Raw genomic sequence first — 19,890 nt, forward strand, 5'->3', positions numbered from 1 at the left:
TCCGCCTCCAACCCTTCCCAAGCCACCAACATACCCATCAGCCCATTTGCTGCCACAAGATCAACAACCCCGGCACCCACGCCGTAAAGATCGCGCACGCCAGGGTCATTACCGCCACTAGCCGCTGGATTTTCCTGGCCAATGCCAGCAGCAGGAAAAAGCTGAACCACAGCACCGTCCAGGCCGCCCAGTTCAGCACATCCCACACCTTCATCAACCCTTCGGCACCGGGGATGGAGCTGACCGTCACCACCAGCGCCGTCACGCTGACGAACAGACAGAACCAGCCCAGCCCACGGCCATCGACTTGCAGCAGTTGGTTCGCGGCCACCCATAGGTAGGTAAAAGCGAACAAGAGGGTCAAGGCACCTGCCTTGATACCTTCGGCCGAACCCACCACGAAGATCAGGTAGACCGCCACCAACAGGCTGAGCGAACCGACGAACAGATTGATCACTGCCACTTCGCGGTCAGTGATACGCCCCATCAGCCAGATGCTGTTGATGAACAACACCGCCCCCACATACAGCAGAACCAGTCCGTACAACATGGCAACCTCTTCTCATTCAAATTGTTTTAGGGTTTTTCTTGCCATTTCCAATATCGACAACCGTTGTTTCATTGCCTCTTTCGACAAGTAGGCATGGGCTTCAGGCTCCTGCCAGCCCTGGGCGGCCATCAGCAGGACCTTGGCCTTGTTGATGTCGGCCTGATGTTCCAAGCGCTCCTGCAACTGGGCGTTCTTCTGCAGCAAGCGGGCTTGGGCTTCGCTGTTGCTTCTGGCGCACACCAGCGCCGGTAGCACCTTGTGGTTGTCCAGCGGCAGCACCATCACGCCGTGACACCCCAATTCCAGAATTTGCGAGAGAATGGTCGGGCTTTCGTACTCCACCAACGCAATAGCGGTAAGGCGTACCCCACCCTGAGCCAGCAACTTGCCCAGCTCGGCGTGGTGGCGGCCTTCGAACACCCCGCAAAACACCAGGTCGGTGTGGGTGTCGAACGCCTTGGGCGGTGGCCAGCACTGTTTCACCGAGCAGCCGATGCGCATCAACTGCAACACCAGGGCATCGGTGATTTCACTGGGCGGGCAAACAATGCCCACATGCAGCTCACGCAGCGTGTTGAGGATATTCGACGTGCTCATGAGGGACCGCCTCCTGCCATGCTCGCGGTCCAGTCATCCAGGTTATGCACCACCACGTAGGGGTCGGGGCGTATGGCCGTAGGCGATTGCCATTTGATGCAGATCTGCCCATCTCCATCGATCTCGCCAATGCGCGCGAACAGGTGCGAATGGTTGTTCTGTTGCTCCACCCGCACGCTGCCCTGGGGGCTGTCCATGCCGACGTGGTACAGGTGATTGCGAATCACCTCGACCTCCAGGCTGTCGGTGGCATTCACCGCCTGGCACAGCATACGCATTTGGCTATAGGCCGCCTCAGCCCAGGCAGTGATGCAGACTTCTGCCGGGAAGAACGCACGGCACTGGCTGACGAACGCCTTGCTTTGCGGCGTCTCGACGCTGGTAAAGTACGGTGCGACGACGATATTGCCACGGGCCACCTCGGCGCCCATTTCGGCAATTTCTGCCTCACTGGTGGTCAAGCTGGCGATCGGCGGCCGGGGGGCATTGCCGTAACGCTGGGCCAATGCCTGATAGAAACTGGCCGTACCCGTACCGACCACGGTCGAAAACACTACATCCGGAGCAGAGCGCACAACCCGCTCCACCACCTGCGCCAGGTCATCAGCCGAGGGGTACAGAGGCATATAGGCCTCTTCCACCACCTCGCCGCCATGCTGTTTGTACAGGTGCCGCATGACATGGTTGCTTTCTCGCGGATAGATGTAGTCAGAGCCGACGAAGGCGACCCTGGCGCCGTAATGCCGTGTCAGGTACGCCGCCAGCGGCGCGCTGTTCTGGTTGGGCGCCGGCCCACCGTAGATGATGTTGGGCGAGTACTCGAAGCCCTCGTAGGGCGTGGGGTAGAACAGCAAACCGTCGGCACGCTCGATGACGGGCATCACGGCTTTGCGGGTATGCGACATGTAGCAGCCGAGCATCAGGCGCACACCGTGGTTACGCACATATTCATCACACAAGTTGCGATAACGGTCCGGGTCGCCCCCGGGGTCGCCAACCAGGGTCAATACCGGCTGGCCGAGCACCCCCCCTTCGCGGTTGACCTGGTCTGCCGCCAGCAGCGCGCCATATCGCTGCGAGCGTTCGATGGCTGCAGTAACGCCGGTTTCGGCGAACAGCAAGCCCACTTTCAATTGCCTGTCTTGTCTACTCATCACACCGTCCTGTGACAACCTTCATGTAGCCAGCGAAAAACGGATGCGCCCGCCTTCAAGGTGGCCGGCCACCGTGATGCAGGCCACCTCGGCCCGGCACGGGATGCGGTTACCGAGCAGGTACTCGGCCAGTGGCACCTCCAGCTCATGGCGGATAAAGCGCTTGAGCGCGCGGGCGCCGAACTCCCCATCATGGCCTTCGCTGGCCAGCTTGCCGACCACCGCCGCATCAAGCTGCAGGCGACAGTGATGCTTGGCCAGCCGTCGGTTCAGGCGCGACACCTCCAGTTCGACGATGCGCTCACTCACGTCCTGCTCGATGGCGTTGAACACCACGGTACTGTCGATGCGGTTGACGAACTCGGCGGAAAAGCGCTTTACCAGGCGCCGCCGCACCAGGCCCAGCAAACGCTCTCGGTGCCCTGCCGGCTGGCCCAGCAGGCGCCGCAGCGACGCCAACGGCCCCTGCCGGTGCTGGCGTATTTCGTCTGCTGCCAGGTTGCTGGTCATGATCACCAAGGTGTTGCGGAAATTGAAGCTCTTCTCCCCGGATGCCAAGCGCAGCAGGCCATTGTCGAACACATTGAGCAGCGCCTGGGACACCTCCTTACTGGCCTTTTCCAGCTCATCGAACAGCACGATTCCTGGGCGCCCCTGGCTGCCATCCAGCAGCGCCTGGTCGAACAGCGTGCGGCCTTCCTTGGCGCCAGCATAGCCCGGCGGCGCACCGGTCAAGGCGGCGGCGTAATGCTCCTGGGCCAAGGTGTTCATGTCGACCCGGCAGAAGGCATCGGCATCACCGTGCAGGGCGCGGGCCAGGGCACGCACGATCTCGGTCTTGCCAACCCCGGTCGGGCCGAGGAACAACGCCGTGAACAGGGGCCGGCGTGGGTCGAGAATATCCGCCCGTACCACCGTGAGCACATCCTCGATGGCCTGCAAGGCTTCGTCCTGGCCAAGGACTTCGTTGCGTAGTACCTGCATGACGGCGGCGACATCGAAGCGAAATCGCGACTGCAGGGTGTCTTCGCTGCGCAGGTGGGTTTCGACAATTGCCCGGGTGTGGCAGTTTTCGGCATTCAGTACAGCGCTGGAGGACGCGTCGCGACGCGTCTGCTCCAGCAGGTCGTTCAAGAACGGCATGGGCTTCCCCTCGCTGGTGAAACCGCGTGCCCGCAGGCACGCTGGACAATCTGGGGCTGCTGCGCAGCCCCAATGGCCTGGGCTGACAGGCACTGGTCAGCGGGCTTGCTGTTCCTTGGCGTCGTAGGGAAGGCTGCCGACCGGGCACTGCGCCACCCCCGAGGTACGCCGGGTCAGGGCCTCGACATTTTCGCGAGCCTTCTCGGCATCTAGCACCCAGGTGCGGTAGAACTCGAACGGGCATTCGGCAATGCCGCGGTCGCCATCGCCAGACAGGTGCATGCCGCTGTAGCCACGGTGCAGGATCTTGTACAGATGGTTTTGCGACTGGTCGTTCTGCCGTGCATCGCGAATCTGCGAAATCGACAGCTGGGCATACTGAATGCCCATTTCCTCTTCACCGCATTCGCCGAGCGTACGGCCATCGAAACCGATGATCGCCGAATGGCCGAAGTAGGAATACACGCCATCGAAGCCGGCGGCGTTGGCCACTGCCACATAGCAGTTGTTGGCCCAAGCCATGGCCTTGGCCATCAATACCTGCTGGTCCTTGGCCGGGTACATGTAACCTTGGCAGCGCACGATCAGCTCGGCGCCTTTCATGGCGCAGTCGCGCCAGATTTCCGGGTAGTTGCCGTCATCGCAGATGATCATGCTGATCTTCAGGCCTTTGGGGCCATCGGCAACATATGTCTGGCCGCCCGGGTACCAGCCTTCGATCGGGCACCAGGGGATGATCTTGCGGTACTTCTGCACGATCTCGCCGTTGTTGTCGATCAGCACCAAGGTGTTGTAAGGGGACTTGCGCGGGTGCTCTTCATGGCGCTCGCCGGTCAGCGAAAACACGCCCCAGACATTGGCCTTGCGGCAAGCCTGGGCGAACACTTCGGTTTCCACGCCGGGCACGGCCACGGCGGTTTCCATCATTTCCGCCGAGTCGTACATGATGCCCTGCAGGCTGTATTCTGGGAAAATCACCAGGTCCATGCCCGGCAGCCCCTGCTTCATGCCGACAATGATGTCGGCGATCTTCCTGGCGTTTTCGAGCACTTCATCGCGGGTATGCAGGCGCGGCATCTTGTAATTGACCACGGCGACGCCGACGGTGTCGTTGCTGCTGGAAATATCACCATGACGCATGTTGAACACCTCTTGTTGTTATTTTTCAGGGACGACAAAAAGCCCTCTCCGCATGCGGAGAGAGCTCATTTGCTCTTTGGGGTTCGGGGTGGAGGCAGCGGCATCGCCATTGATGCGCGGCTCCTGACAACCAACGGTATATGCCGGGTGTGGCGGCTTGTCAACCCACCATCCGCCGTCGCTGCTTCAGGCGCCGAGTGAGCCTAACACGCTGTGGAGCTTGTCCCGGGTGGCTTGCGCGCACGCCTGCATCGGCTCACGCAACTCGTCTGTAATCAGGTTTTGCATCCGCAACGCCGCCTTCACCACAGCCGGGTTAGGTTCGGCAAAGGCGACCTTGATCCACGGCAGCAACTGGTAGAACGTGCCACGCGCAGCCGCCCAATCGCCGCTGTCGACCTGCTGCAGCATGCGCACATACAGGTCGGCGCGCACATGTGCCGACGCTGAAATGGCCCCGGCACCGCCCAGGCACAGGTTGTTGAAGATCTGCAGGTCTTCACCGGCCAGCACCTGGGCGTGGCCGTCCTCGATCAGGGCCATGGTGGTCTCGCTGTCGCCGCTGCAGTCCTTCACGGCCGCAATGCGCGGGTGGCGCACGATGCGGCGCAGGGTTTCACGCTCGATGCGCACGCCGGTGCGATAAGGAATGTCGTACACGATCACTGGCACGCGGGCGGCATCGGCCACGGTGGCGAAGAAGGCTTCGATGCCGGCCTGCGATGGGCGAATGTAGCAAGGTGCGGGGACCAGCAGCCCGCCAATGTCGCGCTGTTGGATTTCAGCCTGCAAGCCCAGCAGTTCGCGCAGGTTGTAACCCGACAGGCCCATCACCACCCTACCCGGCTCAACCCAGGCCAACACGGCATCCAGCACGGCCAGTTGCTCAGCCTTGGACAACGCCGCCGCCTCCCCCGTGGTACCGCACACCACAAAACCGGCCACGCCGTCTTCGAGCAGCTTCTTCACCAACCGCTCCAGGCCAGGGAAATCGATTTCGTTGTCGCGCATTGGCGTGACGAGGGCGATCCAGATACCACGGAAATTCGACATGCAAAAACTCCTGATGTTGACCGAAAGTCAGCGTCAGAGGATGAAGAGTCGAAGTGGTCTGGCAGGGATACCTGGCGCCTTCTGTCTCGTCAGCCCACCTGACGAGACAGCGCGCCTCGGTCAGATGAGCGGCTGTTTCTTGGATTTCTTGGCAACGGCAACGGCAACGCACGCGCCTGCCTGGGCGATGAAGCCCGAAGCGGAAATGGCGTGGTTGGATATGGACATGCTGGCAAGCCGGTTGCGTAGATATGGCTGGATAATGGTGGTGCGTCGGGGCTGCTGTCAACCCTGGCCATGTCGATGCAGTCAACGCCACTCGCTGTAGGGTTCCAGCGGCGTTACCGGCAATGCCAGGTTGCCGCGCCATGGCTCGAACAGGTAGCGCAGGTAGAGCATGCCATGGCTAGGCGCGTAGTCATCGCTGTGCTGCCAGTCGAAGCCGCCGCCCAGCACCCACTGATCACTCAGGCGCCGTTCGAACAGGCCACGCACGCGATAGCCCAAGCCGCTGCTGTCGCTGGCTTCAGTCATGGCATCGATGTTGGAGTCAACGCCATGCTGCGCCAGCACCTTGCGATTGACGTGCGCGTGCGGATACAAGCGACTGCTGTCACTGTGGGCCTGGGACCAGCTGACGGAACCTTCCAGCAGCACCGACCAATCGTAGTTGCGCCAGGCATAACTGACCGGCACGCCCACCGAGCTGTAGCGCTGCGGGCTGTAGTAACCACCCTGCCCCAGGCTGTAGCCGCTCAGGTCCTTGTCGTGGCGCCAGTGCATCAGCGTCAGGCCAACACGCACACGCTCGTCGGCCTTTTCCACCACGCGGTGGTAATAGCCCGCCATGGCCCGAGTACGCTGGTTGTCAGCCACGTTCTCGCCGTACAGCCAATGGTGCCCCAGGCTGGCCCACACCCCGTTGTCGCCGCCTTGGTCCCAGCTTAGGCCCAGCGTGGCACCGTTGGCGGTGACCCCGCCCCAGCGCACGCCCGTCGGGCGGTCGCGTGCCCCGGCGAACGACAGCAGGGAATTGCTCATCGGCCGGCGCGAGGCGGTCAGCGACCAGCCAACCTGGCCCAGGTCACCGTTGACCGTTGCGCCGCCCAGCCAATTGTTGATGGCATAGCCTTGGGTGGTGCCCAGGTCGAACGCCCAGCGGCTGCCCTGCCAACCCAACGCCAGCACGCTGCCGTTCGCTGTCTGCGAACCGCCCGTACACGCCGGCAGCGTTTTGCCGTCAGCGGTCTGGCCAACGAACTGGCAGCTGCCGAAGTCGGGGGTGTAGCGCCCCTCATCGTTCTGCTCAAACGCGCCTGCATCCATGCCGATGCGCTCTACCCGCGCAAAGGCAGTGCCGTCCTGCCAAGGGGTATCGACATGCAACAAGGTCGAATGCTTACTCAGTTCGGAAGTGCCAGGCGTACCGTCGTCCTCGCGCCAGCCGTAATCGTGCATCAGCGTCACGTGGGTATTGCGCTGGCGATACAGGGCATCCACGTCACTGCGCAGGCTGCGCGCCAGCCAGTCGTCACCCTCCTGCTCGCGGCTGGCTAGCGTCAATGCACGGTCATCCCGTGGTGCTAGCGCAGCGCGGTCCAACATCTGTGCATCAGCCATGGCTGCCGCATAGAGGTCCAGCGCCCGTTGCGGGTCCTCCTGCACTACCAGGCGGGCGGCGTCGCGCCGTAACAACGGATCGGGGCGCGTCTGCTGCGCTGCGACCCGGTCGAGCTGCCTGGCCGCCTGCTGGTGTTCGCCCAAGGCAACCCAGACCGCCGCCAGGCGTCGCTGGGCATTACTGTCATCGGCAGCCAATTGTGGCACCTGCACGCCCAGCATGTGCCGAGCCTGCGCCAGATTACCCTCGGCCACTGCGCTTTCCATCACCCCAAGGCGCGCATCGGCTCGGCCAGGTTGCACGGCAAGTACACGCTGGTAATAGCCCCGTGCTTTACCAGGCTCACCAAGCGCGGCGGCCCAGTCGGCCAACAGCATCAGGTCATCCGGGCTGGCTTCGCCACGCGCCAGGCTGGCTTCAAGCAAGGCTGTCGCATCGGCGTTGCGGCCTTGCGCCTGCAACTGCTGCGCCGAGGCCAGGGTCATGCGCCGCTGGATACGCTGCTCAAGCGCGTGCATGTCCGGGGTCCAGGCCGGCTGCGGTATCGCTCCCAGGCTGTCCAGGGCCAAGGCATCACGGTCGCTGGACTCCAGGAACAGACCGTGGGCATAGCGGGTTGCCGGGTCATGTGGCTGGTGCTGCACCACCCTGGCGAAGGCTGCGTCGGCCTCGGCGGTGCGCCCCTGATGACGCAGGCTATTGGCCAACTGGTAGACCAGCCAAGGCTCATCAGGGGCCAAAGACGCGGCCTGGTTCAGCACCTGGCTGGCCGTCGACCAGTCTTCGCGCTGCAAGGCTTCATCCCCTTGCTGGCGTAAGCGCGCCAGCGCCAGGCTGCGGCGCAGGCTGGCGAACTGCGTTTGCTGACGTGCTGGCAGGCTGTCCAGGAAGGCCTGCGCCTTGTCTGGCGATTGCGCCTGGTAAACGCGCATCAAGCCACGCACGGCAATGCCGTTATCCGGCGCCATACGCCGGACCTGCAGAAACTGCCGTTCGGCAGCAACTGTATTGCCCTCGGCCATTAACACATCGGCCAGGCCCAACAAGGCGAACTCATCGTTTGGACGCTGCTGGCGTGCCTGCTGATAGCGTGAGCGCGCTGTTGGCAGGTCGTTTGCAGCAAGCGCACGGTCCCCGCTCTGGATTACCGCCCAGTATCGGCTTGCCGACGTCATATCGCTCCACTTGCTGATCTTGTAGCTGTCCTGTTCCTTGTCAGTCGCAACCCGAAAAGATGCATTGGCTTGGTCGTATCGCTTTTGCGACATCAGCGCATAACCCAACGCCCCATGTAGGCTGGCATCGTCTGGGTACTGGCGCAGCGCCCGGCGCAGCTGTGCTTCGGCTTCGGCATGACGTCCCTTGTCGAGCAGCGCCTTGCCCCGTTGACCAGCCTGCCAGGCCGGGTCGGCCAACAGTTTGCGCTGCTGTTGCAGATTCTCGCTGGCCTGCGCCAACAGTGGCGAAGCGGGGTAGCGCTGGACAAAGGCTTGCCAGGCCACCGCGCTGCTGGCACTCACCGCTTGCCCCGCCAAGTAATCGAACTCGCGCTGGGCCGCAGCATCCCGTGCACCAGGGTCGCGTGACAGCTGATCGAGCAAGGCCAAAGCCTCGCGATCGCGCTTTTCGGCGAACAGCCAACCGGCCAGGGTCTGGCGCAGCCCGGCACTGCCTGGGTACTGCTGATCCAACCGCTGCAACTGGCGAATCGCCCCAGGGCGCTGGCCCGGCAGATTGCCGCGCACGCGCCAGTAGTCCAGGGCCAACTCCAGGCTGGGTGGCTCGCCAGCAAACAGCTGCTCGTACACCGCCAGTGCCTCTTCATAGCGGCCGGTCACCGCCAACAGGCGCGCCTGCTGCAAGCGCCGCGCAGACTCAGGGTGTTGCAGCTCAAGCAGACGACTGGCTTGGCGTGCTTGCAGGCTACCAGGTGCCACGGCACTGATCCGGGCGCCCAATTGCTCGGCAGCGCTGCTGTTCTTTTCGCGCAGTGCCAGGCTCAAGGCTGCCAGCAATACATCCGGATTGCGCGGTTCCAGCAACTGCAGCCGGCCCAGTGCATCACGGACCAGGTCGTCACGGTGCAGCGCTTCGCCGCGACGTACCTGGTCCAGCAGCCATTGGCGCTGCTCATCGGCATCCTTGGGTTGCGCCGCTGCCTGGCAGGTGACTGTCGCCAGCATCAGCACGCCGATCATTCGTTGCATGGCGCGCTCCAGGCCGGCAACAAGCGGCCGTGCGGGTCAAAACGATAACGGGCCTCATCCCAGCCTTGGCCGAACAGCACCAGCACCTGGCTGTAATACGCCTTGGCCTCGACCGGCTGATCGCGCAAACGCTGACGCTGGGCCGCCAAGCCGGCCACGTGCGCCGGCGAGGCTGCCAGCAATGGCAGCAATGCCGCAGAAAAGCCGGCCGGCCCCTGGCCGCTGGCTTCGCCGCTGCGTGCGTCCGCGCGCTCGGGGGGGAGCCCCTGGCGCTGGGTCAATGCCGCCATCGGCGCGTAATGGGCGACCAATTCGTTGCGTTGCACCGCATCCTTGGCCAACATGCCGACCCACAGGTACACACGAATGGCGTCGTAATCACCGGCACTGCCATGCTGCGGGTCTGCCGCTGGCTTGCCGGCCGGTGTCCACAGCAGCCAGTCCGGGGCGAAGCCCTTTGGCGACGAAGCCAACCACAAACGCCGCGTATTGGCCGCCAGCTCTCCCCACAAGGGGTCCACCTCGCTGAAGCGGTCGAACAGCTGCAGCGGCAGGTAGCTGGGGTTCAGGCGGGTACCCTGGGCGTCCTCGAAGCCGTAGTCACCTGGCAGCAGCATCACCCCAAGGCCTGGGAGCTTGCGCACGGTCTGCGCCGCGATACGCCACAGCAGGCGCTGGCCCAGTTGCGTGTATGCGGGCTGCTGCCACAAGCGCCCTGCTTCCAGCAGGCTGTAGGCGATCCACAGGTCGGCATCGCTGGCGTTGTTGGCGTCCAGCACCTGCCATTGCTGCTGCTCGTTACGCCCCCACAGCCAGGCCGGCAGGTGCCTGGCCAGGTCACCTTCGGCGAGGTTGTTGCCGGTCCAGCGCAGCAACTGGGCGAAGGCGTCGCGGTCATTGCCCACCAAGGCGAAGAACAACCCATAACTCTGCCCTTCCGACGTGGTGATCAAGCGCGCGTCACTCGGGTCGATCACCCGGCCGTCCGCACTCACCAGCTCGGCCTTGAAACGTTCCCAGGCAGGCCATGAGCACGCCGCCTCGGCATTGGCGAAAACGGGCAGGCCCAGGGCGACCAACCCTACCAGCATCTGGCGCATCATCACCCCGCCTCACCCAAGCGGCGCTTGCCGGCCCAGCGCAATGCTCGCCACAGCAAGAAAGCGAACAGCACCACGCACACCGCCGCGATCGCCGCCAACAACACCGGGTGCTCGGACAAGTGGAACCACAGCAGCAGCCACCACGGCAGCGCACCGACAAAATAGTGCTCGCCCACAAACTGGCTGCTCAGGCCACTGCTGCGCACCAGCGTTACCGAGCCTGCCACCGCATCGAGCTTGCCCACATCGCCAAGCACATCGCGCAGCAACGCGTAATCGCCGTCGCTGTTGGCCAACAAGGCGACCACGCTGCGCTGTTGGTGAAATGGCGATTTCAGGCCGGTGATGGCGGCAATCGGCGCCTGCGCACTGACTGCCACGCGGCTGCTCGCAGCCACCGGCTCGGTATCGAAGCGCTGGCCGCCAGGTAACCTTGCGCTGCGCCCCTGCAGCAGCCAGTCACGCTGAGCGCTGAGCAGCAGGCCAAGGTTGGGCGCATCGCTCAAAGCCTCGGGCAGGTTGCCGATCAGCAACAAGTCGGCGTCTGCCGTTGCGGCGTGTTTCCAGTCATCGATCAGTTGCAGGCCAAGCGCCGGATAACCGATCTGCCCGGCTAGCCCGCCAACCGTGTCGAGCAACGTACCAACCTGCATCGCCGTGGGTTTGGCCGGCATGATGACCAGGGTCTCGGAAAGGTCGGCCATGCGGCTGAACGGGAAGCCGCTGCGGGCGAAGGCACGCAGGTCGGGCATGGCGATGTAATGGTGATAACCGGACAGGTCGATGGTCGAGTTGTCGTCGATCGCTGCGCGCACGTCTACCGGCAGCGAGGTCTGGCAGCGGTCACGCTGAGCACTGCCCAGGGTACTGGCAAAGCTGAAATCGAAGCGGATGCGGTTGCGGTCGCCAATCTTCAGCGCCGGTACCAGCGACTTCTCGGTCACTGCCGTGTTGTCAGCGGACAGCACGGCCAGGCGCATTTGCTCGAGCGTACCGCCGCGCCGGTCATTGCCCACCAGCGGCATGCTGGTGATGTACTGGTCGTTGACGCTGATGCTCAGGCGCGATTCATCGGTCACCGCCGGCGCCGTGTAGCGATACAGGGTGCGTAGCGCAATGCCCTGGTTACGCCACACGAACAAGTCGGGTGGCAGGTTGAGCTCCAGTGTCACAGGTCGCGGTTGCAGGCCGCTGACTTGCAGTTGCTCAGGGTAATCCAGCAGCTCGGCAAAACGTACCGGCCGATCAGTGCGCGTCCAGTTCGGCGCATCGTAGGGCTGGCGCGGTTGCAAGGCAGTCATCTGCTCCACCTTCACCCGCGCGCCACGGAACAGGTTGTTGCCAACCGCCAGCGCCGAGGCCGCCTTGACCAGGTCGTCGTCGTTACGGCCCAGCACCAATAGCACTTTGCTGAAGCGGTCGTCGGGGTGGTCGATCATCTGCAGCACCGGGCCATCGACCAGCGGGAACTGCTGCAGGTCGGCGAGCAGCGCCGGGCGGCGGTCGTTGCTGGCAAACACGATGCTCGGTGCAGGCTTGTCGCCACGGGCAGGCAATTGGTTGTACAGCACCGGAAAGCTGGCCTTGCGCCAACCGGCCTGGCTGCCGAAATAGGACGCCAGGATGGCCGCCGCACGCTGCTCGCCCAGGCTCGGCACGCCGCTGAACACCACCGGCAACTCCACCTTGCCGGTATCGCGCGCGTCGAAAAATGGCAACGGGAAATACGCCAGGTCGTTTTCCAGCACCAGGGCTTGCTCGTGCAACTGCACCTGGCTCTTGCGGTTCAGGTTCAGCCACAGGCCGCTGTGCGCTGGGTCTTCGCAAATATCGGTGTAGTGCCCGACGAACTCCAGGCGTACTCGGTTGAAGTCGCTGAGCAGCTTCGGGTCCAGCGGCAACTGGCGGCGCACGCGTTGCCCCAGCTGGTCCTTCTCCACCGGCACCACGCCCATCAATTCGTCATTGAGGTAAACACGCAGGTGCGACAGGTTCGGCAGCAGCGCCGGCGAAGGCGTGTAGTCCAGTTGCAAGCTGGCCTCGGTGGCCAGGCGGTCGCGACGCAAGCCGAACTCGATATGCTCGCTGTTGCGTACACCCAGCAGCAGGCTGTCGGATGCATGCCCAAGCTGCTCGAAGGTTTTCGCAACCGGCCAGTTCGGTACCGTGGGTGTAGGTATTGCGGGCTCGACAAGCGGGGCTTGGGAGGTAGCAGCGGCGCTCTGCGACAAGGCGGCGAGCAGCGCCATCGCCAGGCCCCAGGCACGCGCGGGATAACCAGTCATCATGCGTCTCGATCAACAGGGTTCATGGAAGGGATTGCCCGCGGTGTGCGGGGCCAATAGCTGGCCAACCACAGCGCCAGCGTACGCAGTGGGCGCAAGCGCGCCCTCAGCCAGGGTGGCATGTGCTCGAACAGGCGCAGGTAACCGACACCGCCCAGCTTCAGTACATCGATCAGGCTGCGCAGCGGGCGCTCCACCTCATGCTGCTCGCTCCAGCCAAGCCAGGCATCGGCACGGGCAAAGGTGCAGTGGACCAGATCGATGCGCTGTTGCTGGTCAAGTGCATGGAACACCAGGCCCACGTGTTGCCCGACGGTACGGGTGACACACGCCTGGAAGGCGAACTCACGCTGGCCGCGATTGAGCAGCAGACGTACCTGTTCCCCCGGTTTCAGCTCTAGGTCTTGCTGCACCTGCAGGCCGACACCGCCATCGGAGTAATCGACCAGGGTGCAGGGGTAGGCATGACCGCTGGCCAGTACCAGCCCCGCCGGCAAGCGCATCTGCACGCGGTGGGCACGGCGCACCTGGCGCACTTCGGCGGCCACGGCAACGGCGGCGCCAATGATCAGCAGGTTGTAGATCACCCACAGCGAGCTGACGATCACCGTGCCGATTTCTGCCGTGGGGCCGGTGAACAGGCGCCACACGGCAAAGCCCAGGCCAACCACGTTGAGCGCCGCCAACCACAGGTAAGGCTGGGCGATACGCCAGTCGAACTGCGCCTGCTCCATCAGGCCGCCTTTGGCGGTGACGTTGAACTTGCCCTTTTTCGGCGCGAACAGCGCCACCGTGGTCGGGCGGGCGATGTACCAGGCCAGCACGGTCTCATACACCTCGCCCCAGAAGGTTTGCCGGTACTTGCCCTGCATGCGCGAGTTGGTCAGGCTGGCGTGGATCATGTGCGGCAGCACGTACAGCAGAATCATCAACGCCGGTGCGTAGATGATGTAGGCATGCAGCAACAGGAACGCCAGCGGCGCGGTCAGGAATATCAGCCGTGGCAAGCCGGCCAGGAAGTGCAGCATGGCGTTGGCATAGCACACCCGCTGGAACAGGCTGAGCCCACGCCCGAACAACGGGTTGTCGGTGCGGAAGATCTGCACCATGCCACGGGCCCAGCGAATGCGTTGGCCAATGTGCGCCGACAGGCTTTCGGTGGCCAGGCCCGCGGCCTGCGGAATGCTCAGGTAAGCCGACGACCACCCCTGGCGGTGCATGCGCAGGGCGGTGTGGGCGTCTTCGGTCACGGTCTCGACGGCAAAACCGCCGATGCTTTCCAATGCGGTGCGGCGCAGCACGGCACACGAGCCGCAGAAAAACGCCGCGTTCCACATGTCGTTGCCATCCTGAATCAAGCCGTAGAACAGTTCTCCTTCATTGGGGCGACGGCGGAACGAGCCGAGGTTGCGCTCGAACGGGTCGGGCGAGAAGAAATGGTGCGGTGTCTGCACCAGCGCCAACTTCGGGTCTTTGAGGAACCAGCCCACGGTCATTTGCAGGAAGGAGCGCACCGGCACGTGGTCGCAGTCGAAGATGGCGATCAGCTCGCTGTCGGTCACACCCAGCGCATGGTTGAGGTTGCCGGCCTTGGCGTGCTTGCTGTCGGGCCGCACGATGTAGCCCACCCCGGCTTCGTCGGCAAAAGCACGAAACGCATCACGGCGGCCGTCATCGAGGATGTAGATGCGCAGGCACTCGCGCGGCCAGTCCAGGCCCAGCGCGGCCAGTACCGTGGTGCGCACCACCGACAGGTCTTCGTTGTAGGTAGGAATCAACAAATCGACAGTCGGCCAGTGCTGCGGGTTGGCCGGCAGGTTGGCCGGTTTGCGCTGCAACGGCCAGCTGGTCTGGATGTAACCCAGGATCAATACGAACCACGAATAGGTTTCGGCCGCCAACAGAATCACCCCGAACACCAGGTCGGTGGTGTCGTTCCAGTTCAGGGTCGAGGTGTAGCGCCACCACAGGTAGCGGCACGAGATAATGGTCGACAGCACGATCAGCATCAGGGTCGGGAAGCGCCCCGGCATGTGTCGCACCAGCATGGCAATGCCCAGCAACAGGCAGATGAACATCAGTTGCGCCAGGTAGCCGAACGGTTCAGTCACGCACAGCAGGGCCAGGCTTGCGGCGCACACCGTCAACACGCTGTAGAACACCCGCCTGGCGAGCACGCTAAGGCCGCGCAGGCGTGCCGAGGCTTCGTGCCTGAAAGCACTGGCGCGGTAGCGCGCGGGCACCCGATGCAGTGCATCGATCAGCAGCCCTCGGTAATGGCGCCCAACCTGGCCAACACCCCGCAGTCGCAAGCGCACTGCGCCCCATGCTCGGCGGCCAGGCCCTGTTGTGCGTGCCACCGGTTGACGGCGCACCAGCAACCACAGGCTCTGGATCAGCAGCCGTAGCGGGTCACCCAGGCTCGGGCGCTTGCCTGAAAGCTGCGGGTACAGGCGTTGGCGTTCGGCCAGCAATGCCTGCCAGGCGGGTGACTCCAGGCGCAGGAACAGAAAGGCCAGCCACACGCCCAAGGTAAACAGCCAGGCAACCGGTAGCCGCGCACCACGGGCGGTGAACCACGTATAGGCCGACAGAGGAGTCAAGGTCACGGCCCGCGCCTCGTCAGGCAGCGTACCGCCAGGCTTTGTACGTCCCGGCAGGCCAGGCTCTGCGGGGCGTAATGGCCAAGCGGCGCCTTGCACGCCAGGGCTTCGAGGAAGGCTTCGTCGCGGTGGACCACCTGGATCGGCAAGCGCTCACCGAACAGGTCGCGCCACACCATCAACAGGTCGCTCTGCAAGCGGCTGGCCGGGTCGTAGCGATTGACCAGCAGCATGTCGTAGTGCTCGACCGGTCGGCGCCCAAGCAGCAGGTGGCTGGCCATTTCGGCCTCAGCCACCAGTACTCGCACATCGGTCTCGATGCCGTTGCCAGCGCTGTCGGCCAACGGTTGCGGCAGGTCGAACAACACCCAATCGAACTGCTCAGCCAGTTCGGCCTGGCGAGCACGCCATGCCAGCGCGTCAGGCACAAGGTACCGCGAACTGCCAGGCAGGTTGCCGAACGGCAACAGGCACAGGCCATCGAGCACCTCATACACAGCATCGCTGGCCGGCCGCCCTTCCCGCTCGGCCAGCGCCCAGCCCTCGGACGTATCCAGCGGCAGGTTGAAGTGCAGGCCGAGCAAATTGCTTGGGCACAGGTCAATCAGCAGCACCCGCTCACCCATACCCTGCAGCGCATAGCCCAGCGCAGCCAACAAGGCGCTGCGCCCCAGGCCTCCGCGCACCCCGTGCAGGGCCAGGCTGGTCATGACGAAACGCCCTCGCGCTGCCTGACAGCCGCGTACAACCCGCCCTGGCTGCTGGCCCGACAGCTTTCACCCAGCAACGGCCAGCGCTGCAGGGCTTGCTGAACGCCCACCAGCATCGAGATGTCCTGGTAGTTCAGCTCGGGCATGTCCAGGTGCTGGCGCAGTTGGGCGATGTCGTCGCTGCGGTCGGACGGGTCTGCCTTGCCAGTGATCATGGGCGCTCCTTGGGGATGGGCTGCCAGTCAGGCTGGCCTTGCAGGCGCATGTAGGCGCGCCCCTGGTAATTCAGCACCTGCGCGCCGGCGGTTTCGGCAACCTGTTCGGTGGTTGGCAGGTCGGTCAGCAGGCCGGGCACATCCAGCACGTGCTGCTGGCCCAGGCCCGCGTACACACGGGAGATCAGCTCGGACAACGCCAGGTAACTGGTGGCTGCCGTGACCCGCAGCGGCTCGCTGCGGGCAGGTTGGCCCATGCCGATGAACTTCAGCCCGACTGGCACATGGGTAATCGACGGCGTGGGGATTTCGCGCATGCCCGACAGCTGCATGCGGTCGCCATGCAACGCAGCGCCATGCTCTGGAACAATGGCCACCACTACCCGGCGGCCACTGCGCTCCAATTCGTCGAGGAAGGTGCCAAGCTCGCCGAACAGGCGATTGGCGCGGGTGGCGTAGTCGGCCACGCGGGTACCGCCGTCGGCGGTGACGATACGGTTGCCGTCATGCAGGCTGATGCTGTTGTAGAACAGCGACACATGCTCATTCGCAGTGCTTTTGCGTTGCCCCCACCAACGGCGCAATACCTCCAGGTCGCTGGCGATCGGCGAGCCGTCGAAGCCCACCAGTGCCCTTGGGAAGTCGGTATTGCGCATGCCCGGTTGTGGCATGTGCTGCTGGGTAATGTCACCGATGAAGTTGTCGAACCGGCCACTGTGGTTGAGCAAAGTGTTGCTATGGAAACCCAGCCGGGCCAGGTTCTGGAACAACAGGCACTGCTCTGGGGCAGGCTGGTACAGGCCTGCATGCGACGACTGCCCACAGCTGGCACGCAGCACGCGGATGGCGGCTGGGCCGCTATAGGAAGTCGCCGAGTTGAACTGGTCGAAGACCACGTCCATGCGCGACAGCAGCGAGTTGTCGCGCAGCCCCACGGCGGACAGGTCATCCCAGGCCAGCGAACAGATGTTGATCACCAGCAGGTCGAACGGCTGTTCATCGGCATTCACGGCAGGAAACGCCGTTACCCGCTCGCGCTCGCTGGCGAAGAAGCGCTCAAGCCAGCTGTCGAGCGTGGCATTGTCAGCGGCTGCGGTGGTGGGCAGCGGTTCGGCCGGGGTGCTCGCCACCACGCCGGGCACCTGGCCCACCCCCAGCGATGGCAAGCCGCCAGCTGCCAACCACGCCAGCCCCAGCAGGCTCAGGGTGCTCAGGCGCAGCCAATGGCGCAGGTACAGGTAACCCACCAGCAACAGCGTCAGCGCGCCCAACAGGTTCCAGTTGACGAAGCGGCCCAGCAGTTCAAGCAGGTAGTCCCACGAAAAATCCAGCACCCCCGGCTGCGCCAACAGGCGGCTGAAGGGTGGTAGCCAAGTGTCCTGGTAGAACAGCGCGATTGCGATGGGTACCGCCAGCAGTTGCCGGGCAATACGCAGCCACTTGCCCGGCAACGGGATCAGCAGAAACGCAGCGAACAGCAGGTTTGGCAATGCCTGGAAGTCGAGCATGCCAAGGGCGACCAACAAAAATTTGGCAAAAAAATAGAGGTTCCACCCTCCCAGTCCAGGCCAGCGGGCCAGTACCGGGAGGGTGACGGTGGTATTAGTCATTCTGGGGGTCCTGGCGTACAGCGCGGTGGCGTACGCCCAGCGGTTTCAGGTAACGGGGGGAAAGGCGACGGCGCAACCAAGTGCGCAGGGCCGCGCACAGGCGCACCATCAACAAGGCCAGGCCCAATGTGACCAGGGCTGTAATGCCGACCACCTGCAGCAGTTGCACGAAGTTCATGCGCGCCCCCGCTTGGCCAGAGCGACCTTGCGCGGCGCCAGTACCGGCCACGCCTGTGCCGGCCGCTGCGCCACCGGATCGGCCCGGGGTGGCTGCGGCAAGCTGCTGTCGAGAAACGCCGGGGCGGCCAGGCTGTCGAGGTCGGCAAGCACCTCCTGGCTAATGAACAGCTCTTTCCACGACAGTTGGAAGATGTGATCCAGCGCTTGTTCGACGCCTTCGCAGCGGCAGGCGAACAGGAACAGGAACAGCACCTCGCCAACCACGCACGCAATGTCGCCATCACGGCGGAACACCGTGCGCGAGCAAGCCTGCAGTGGGGTCAGCCCAGGCGCCGGGCGCAGCACCAGTAACTGGTGGACGATTTCACCGTTACGCACACCCTGCCACATGGTTTGCACGGCTTCGGCGAATGCCCGGGGTGCCACCAGCCCGCAGATGGCCTGCGGCCGCAGGCGGGCCAGCAAGGCATCGAAGTCACTTGGCAGGTGCCGGCGCCAGACATAGCCCTGAATGCTTTCGACCATGGTCAAAAAGCGCGACAAGCTGGCGCCGAACGGCACGATCTGGGTGGCGCCGCAGGCCAGCAGCAGTTGTTCGTCCTGGTAACGCAGGGTGGGTGCCATTTCGCGCACCACCAACTTCAAGGCATTGCCACGCCGCTGGCGCAGGCGGTGCAGCTGGCGCGCCAGGTGGTCCCGGCGCTGCCCACCATCGATGGCGAAGATTACCGTGGCAGAGACCGCACGGCTGGCCTTGGCGCTCAGTTCATCAAGGCTTTCGCAGACCTGCCAGTGCTCGGAGAACGCGGGTGCGCCTTCCAGTACTGGGCGCTGGGCCAGGTACAGCAGCTCATCGCCACCGGTGTCGGCTGGCACCTGCGGCGCTCCGGTAACGGCAAAACCCGCATTACGGCGCTCCAGTTGCAGTTCACACGCACCAGCCTTGCCGAGCGGGTTGCTCCAGAAATGCTGCAGGTAGCGCACCCCACCTTTGCCACGGTACACCTGGGCCAACCCGTCCACGCTTTGATTGACTGCACGCAGGCGCTCGACCAGGGCGGTACCCTGCCCGCCACTGATGACCAGCAGCAGCGCTGCCTCGGCCACCAAAGCGGGGCGCAGGGCATTGCACCAGTGCTCGACTTCGGTGCCCGCCCAGGCATCGGCCGGTGCCAGCAGCACCAGCACACGCCCAGGGGCATCGAGACGGGAAAGATCATGCAACAGGTAGCGGATGGCACGCGGGTTGGCTTCATACAGCGCCAGCTCGGCCGGGCCACATGCGGCGTCGAGCGCACCCAGCACGTCATCCATGGCTTGCGTTTCGGCAATCAGGGCTGCCCTGGTATGAGCGGGCATGCCTTCGACCACCTGGCGGCATAGCAAAGTGGCGTCTTCGGTGGCGTCACAGGCTAACCAATACAATCCTTGCTGATGAAGCTGGCTACTCTCGGCGCTCAGGCCGGAAATCGCCAACAACGGCATTGCATACGTCAAAACACTGGCTCTGCTAAGTAAATCGAAAGGGCTTGAAAGGAGAATGTGACATGCCCGCTGATGAAGCCTCATGAGCTACGTCAATAAAACGACAAAAACATCACGAAAGATAAAAGCGCGTCAATCCTACAGCACCAAGGCAATTTGCAATCAGACGAAAATGTAATCAATTGCAAAGTTTTGTTAACAGACGCCCCGCAGGCGCCCTGCACAGCGCTTGAT

The 19,890-nt window shown here is 63.8% G+C and carries 15 protein-coding genes; all 15 read right to left on the reverse strand.

Annotated features, from left to right (window positions below):
• Window positions 1–37: 37 nt before the first annotated feature.
• The 15 genes from DM807_RS20785 to bcsE all read right to left on the reverse strand — a co-directional run bounded on the left by DM807_RS20785 (window position 38) and on the right by bcsE (window position 19,656).
• Entirely contained in the window at window positions 38–550 is a 513-nt protein-coding gene (locus DM807_RS20785; RefSeq protein WP_069942415.1) for an AmiS/UreI family transporter, read from the reverse strand.
• 12 nt (window positions 551–562) lie between these two features.
• On the reverse strand, window positions 563–1,147 hold the full coding sequence (locus tag DM807_RS20790; RefSeq protein ID WP_179027835.1) for an ANTAR domain-containing response regulator: 585 nt from the start codon (window positions 1,145–1,147) through the stop codon (window positions 563–565).
• Window positions 1,144–2,301: a transporter substrate-binding domain-containing protein gene (locus tag DM807_RS20795; RefSeq protein ID WP_069942413.1), complete on the reverse strand. Its 1,158-nt coding sequence runs from the start codon at window positions 2,299–2,301 to the stop codon at window positions 1,144–1,146. Before DM807_RS20795 ends, DM807_RS20790 begins: the two co-directional genes overlap by 4 nt.
• A gap of 21 nt (window positions 2,302–2,322) precedes the next feature.
• Window positions 2,323–3,444, reverse strand: coding sequence for an AAA family ATPase (locus DM807_RS20800; protein ID WP_179027836.1), 1,122 nt, complete (start codon window positions 3,442–3,444; stop codon window positions 2,323–2,325).
• A 96-nt stretch (window positions 3,445–3,540) separates the two neighbouring features.
• On the reverse strand, window positions 3,541–4,584 hold the full coding sequence (locus tag DM807_RS20805; RefSeq protein ID WP_179027837.1) for an aliphatic amidase: 1,044 nt from the start codon (window positions 4,582–4,584) through the stop codon (window positions 3,541–3,543).
• A gap of 186 nt (window positions 4,585–4,770) precedes the next feature.
• Window positions 4,771–5,637 carry a 4-hydroxy-tetrahydrodipicolinate synthase gene (gene dapA / locus DM807_RS20810; RefSeq protein WP_069942410.1) on the reverse strand — a complete coding sequence of 289 codons (867 nt, stop codon included), beginning with the start codon at window positions 5,635–5,637 and terminating at the stop codon, window positions 4,771–4,773.
• Window positions 5,638–5,946: 309 nt separating this feature from the next.
• On the reverse strand, window positions 5,947–9,465 hold the full coding sequence (gene bcsC, locus DM807_RS20815; RefSeq protein ID WP_179027838.1) for a cellulose synthase complex outer membrane protein BcsC: 3,519 nt from the start codon (window positions 9,463–9,465) through the stop codon (window positions 5,947–5,949).
• A complete protein-coding gene (gene bcsZ, locus DM807_RS20820; protein ID WP_012272816.1) occupies window positions 9,453–10,568 on the reverse strand; it encodes a cellulose synthase complex periplasmic endoglucanase BcsZ in 1,116 nt (371 codons plus the stop codon). The genes bcsC and bcsZ overlap by 13 nt, the downstream gene beginning before the upstream one ends.
• Window positions 10,568–12,853 (reverse strand): cellulose biosynthesis cyclic di-GMP-binding regulatory protein BcsB, encoded by a 2,286-nt coding sequence (gene bcsB / locus DM807_RS20825; RefSeq protein ID WP_434169765.1) that lies wholly within the window; start codon window positions 12,851–12,853, stop codon window positions 10,568–10,570. The genes bcsZ and bcsB overlap by 1 nt, the downstream gene beginning before the upstream one ends.
• The gene (gene bcsA, locus DM807_RS20830) at window positions 12,853–15,462 is read right to left on the reverse strand and encodes a UDP-forming cellulose synthase catalytic subunit (protein WP_179027840.1); all 2,610 of its coding nucleotides are present in this window, start codon (window positions 15,460–15,462) and stop codon (window positions 12,853–12,855) included. The genes bcsB and bcsA overlap by 1 nt, the downstream gene beginning before the upstream one ends.
• Window positions 15,459–16,166: a cellulose biosynthesis protein BcsQ gene (gene bcsQ / locus DM807_RS20835; RefSeq protein WP_179027841.1), complete on the reverse strand. Its 708-nt coding sequence runs from the start codon at window positions 16,164–16,166 to the stop codon at window positions 15,459–15,461. The genes bcsA and bcsQ overlap by 4 nt, the downstream gene beginning before the upstream one ends.
• Window positions 16,163–16,381, reverse strand: a complete 219-nt coding sequence (gene bcsR / locus DM807_RS20840) for a cellulose biosynthesis protein BcsR (RefSeq protein ID WP_179027842.1) — start codon at window positions 16,379–16,381, stop codon at window positions 16,163–16,165. Before bcsR ends, bcsQ begins: the two co-directional genes overlap by 4 nt.
• Window positions 16,378–17,991 carry a cellulose biosynthesis protein BcsG gene (gene bcsG, locus DM807_RS20845; RefSeq protein WP_179027843.1) on the reverse strand — a complete coding sequence of 538 codons (1,614 nt, stop codon included), beginning with the start codon at window positions 17,989–17,991 and terminating at the stop codon, window positions 16,378–16,380. Before bcsG ends, bcsR begins: the two co-directional genes overlap by 4 nt.
• A complete protein-coding gene (gene bcsF / locus DM807_RS20850) occupies window positions 17,984–18,169 on the reverse strand; it encodes a cellulose biosynthesis protein BcsF (RefSeq protein ID WP_012272822.1) in 186 nt (61 codons plus the stop codon). Before bcsF ends, bcsG begins: the two co-directional genes overlap by 8 nt.
• Entirely contained in the window at window positions 18,166–19,656 is a 1,491-nt protein-coding gene (gene bcsE, locus DM807_RS20855; protein ID WP_179027844.1) for a cellulose biosynthesis protein BcsE, read from the reverse strand. Before bcsE ends, bcsF begins: the two co-directional genes overlap by 4 nt.
• Between the last annotated feature and the right edge of the window lie 234 nt (window positions 19,657–19,890).

The sequence above is a fragment of the Pseudomonas hunanensis genome, from assembly GCF_013393325.1.
Lineage (GTDB): Bacteria > Pseudomonadota > Gammaproteobacteria > Pseudomonadales > Pseudomonadaceae > Aquipseudomonas > Aquipseudomonas putida_P.

Bases quoted from the DNA above. Each gene is read 5' to 3' on its own strand.
- DM807_RS20805 (WP_179027837.1), bottom strand. From the start codon at position 4,584: ATGCGTCATGGTGATATTTCCAGCAGCAACGACACCGTCGGCGTCGCC.
- DM807_RS20790 (WP_179027835.1), bottom strand. From the start codon at position 1,147: ATGAGCACGTCGAATATCCTCAACACGCTGCGTGAGCTGCATGTGGGC.
- bcsC (WP_179027838.1), bottom strand. From the start codon at position 9,465: ATGCAACGAATGATCGGCGTGCTGATGCTGGCGACAGTCACCTGCCAG.
- bcsE (WP_179027844.1), bottom strand. From the start codon at position 19,656: ATGCCGTTGTTGGCGATTTCCGGCCTGAGCGCCGAGAGTAGCCAGCTT.
- bcsG (WP_179027843.1), bottom strand. From the start codon at position 17,991: ATGACTAATACCACCGTCACCCTCCCGGTACTGGCCCGCTGGCCTGGA.
- bcsB (WP_434169765.1), bottom strand. From the start codon at position 12,853: ATGACTGGTTATCCCGCGCGTGCCTGGGGCCTGGCGATGGCGCTGCTC.
- bcsZ (WP_012272816.1), bottom strand. From the start codon at position 10,568: ATGATGCGCCAGATGCTGGTAGGGTTGGTCGCCCTGGGCCTGCCCGTT.
- DM807_RS20800 (WP_179027836.1), bottom strand. From the start codon at position 3,444: ATGCCGTTCTTGAACGACCTGCTGGAGCAGACGCGTCGCGACGCGTCC.
- DM807_RS20795 (WP_069942413.1), bottom strand. From the start codon at position 2,301: ATGAGTAGACAAGACAGGCAATTGAAAGTGGGCTTGCTGTTCGCCGAA.
- bcsF (WP_012272822.1), bottom strand. From the start codon at position 18,169: ATGAACTTCGTGCAACTGCTGCAGGTGGTCGGCATTACAGCCCTGGTC.
- bcsQ (WP_179027841.1), bottom strand. From the start codon at position 16,166: ATGACCAGCCTGGCCCTGCACGGGGTGCGCGGAGGCCTGGGGCGCAGC.
- bcsR (WP_179027842.1), bottom strand. From the start codon at position 16,381: ATGATCACTGGCAAGGCAGACCCGTCCGACCGCAGCGACGACATCGCC.
- DM807_RS20785 (WP_069942415.1), bottom strand. From the start codon at position 550: ATGTTGTACGGACTGGTTCTGCTGTATGTGGGGGCGGTGTTGTTCATC.
- dapA (WP_069942410.1), bottom strand. From the start codon at position 5,637: ATGTCGAATTTCCGTGGTATCTGGATCGCCCTCGTCACGCCAATGCGC.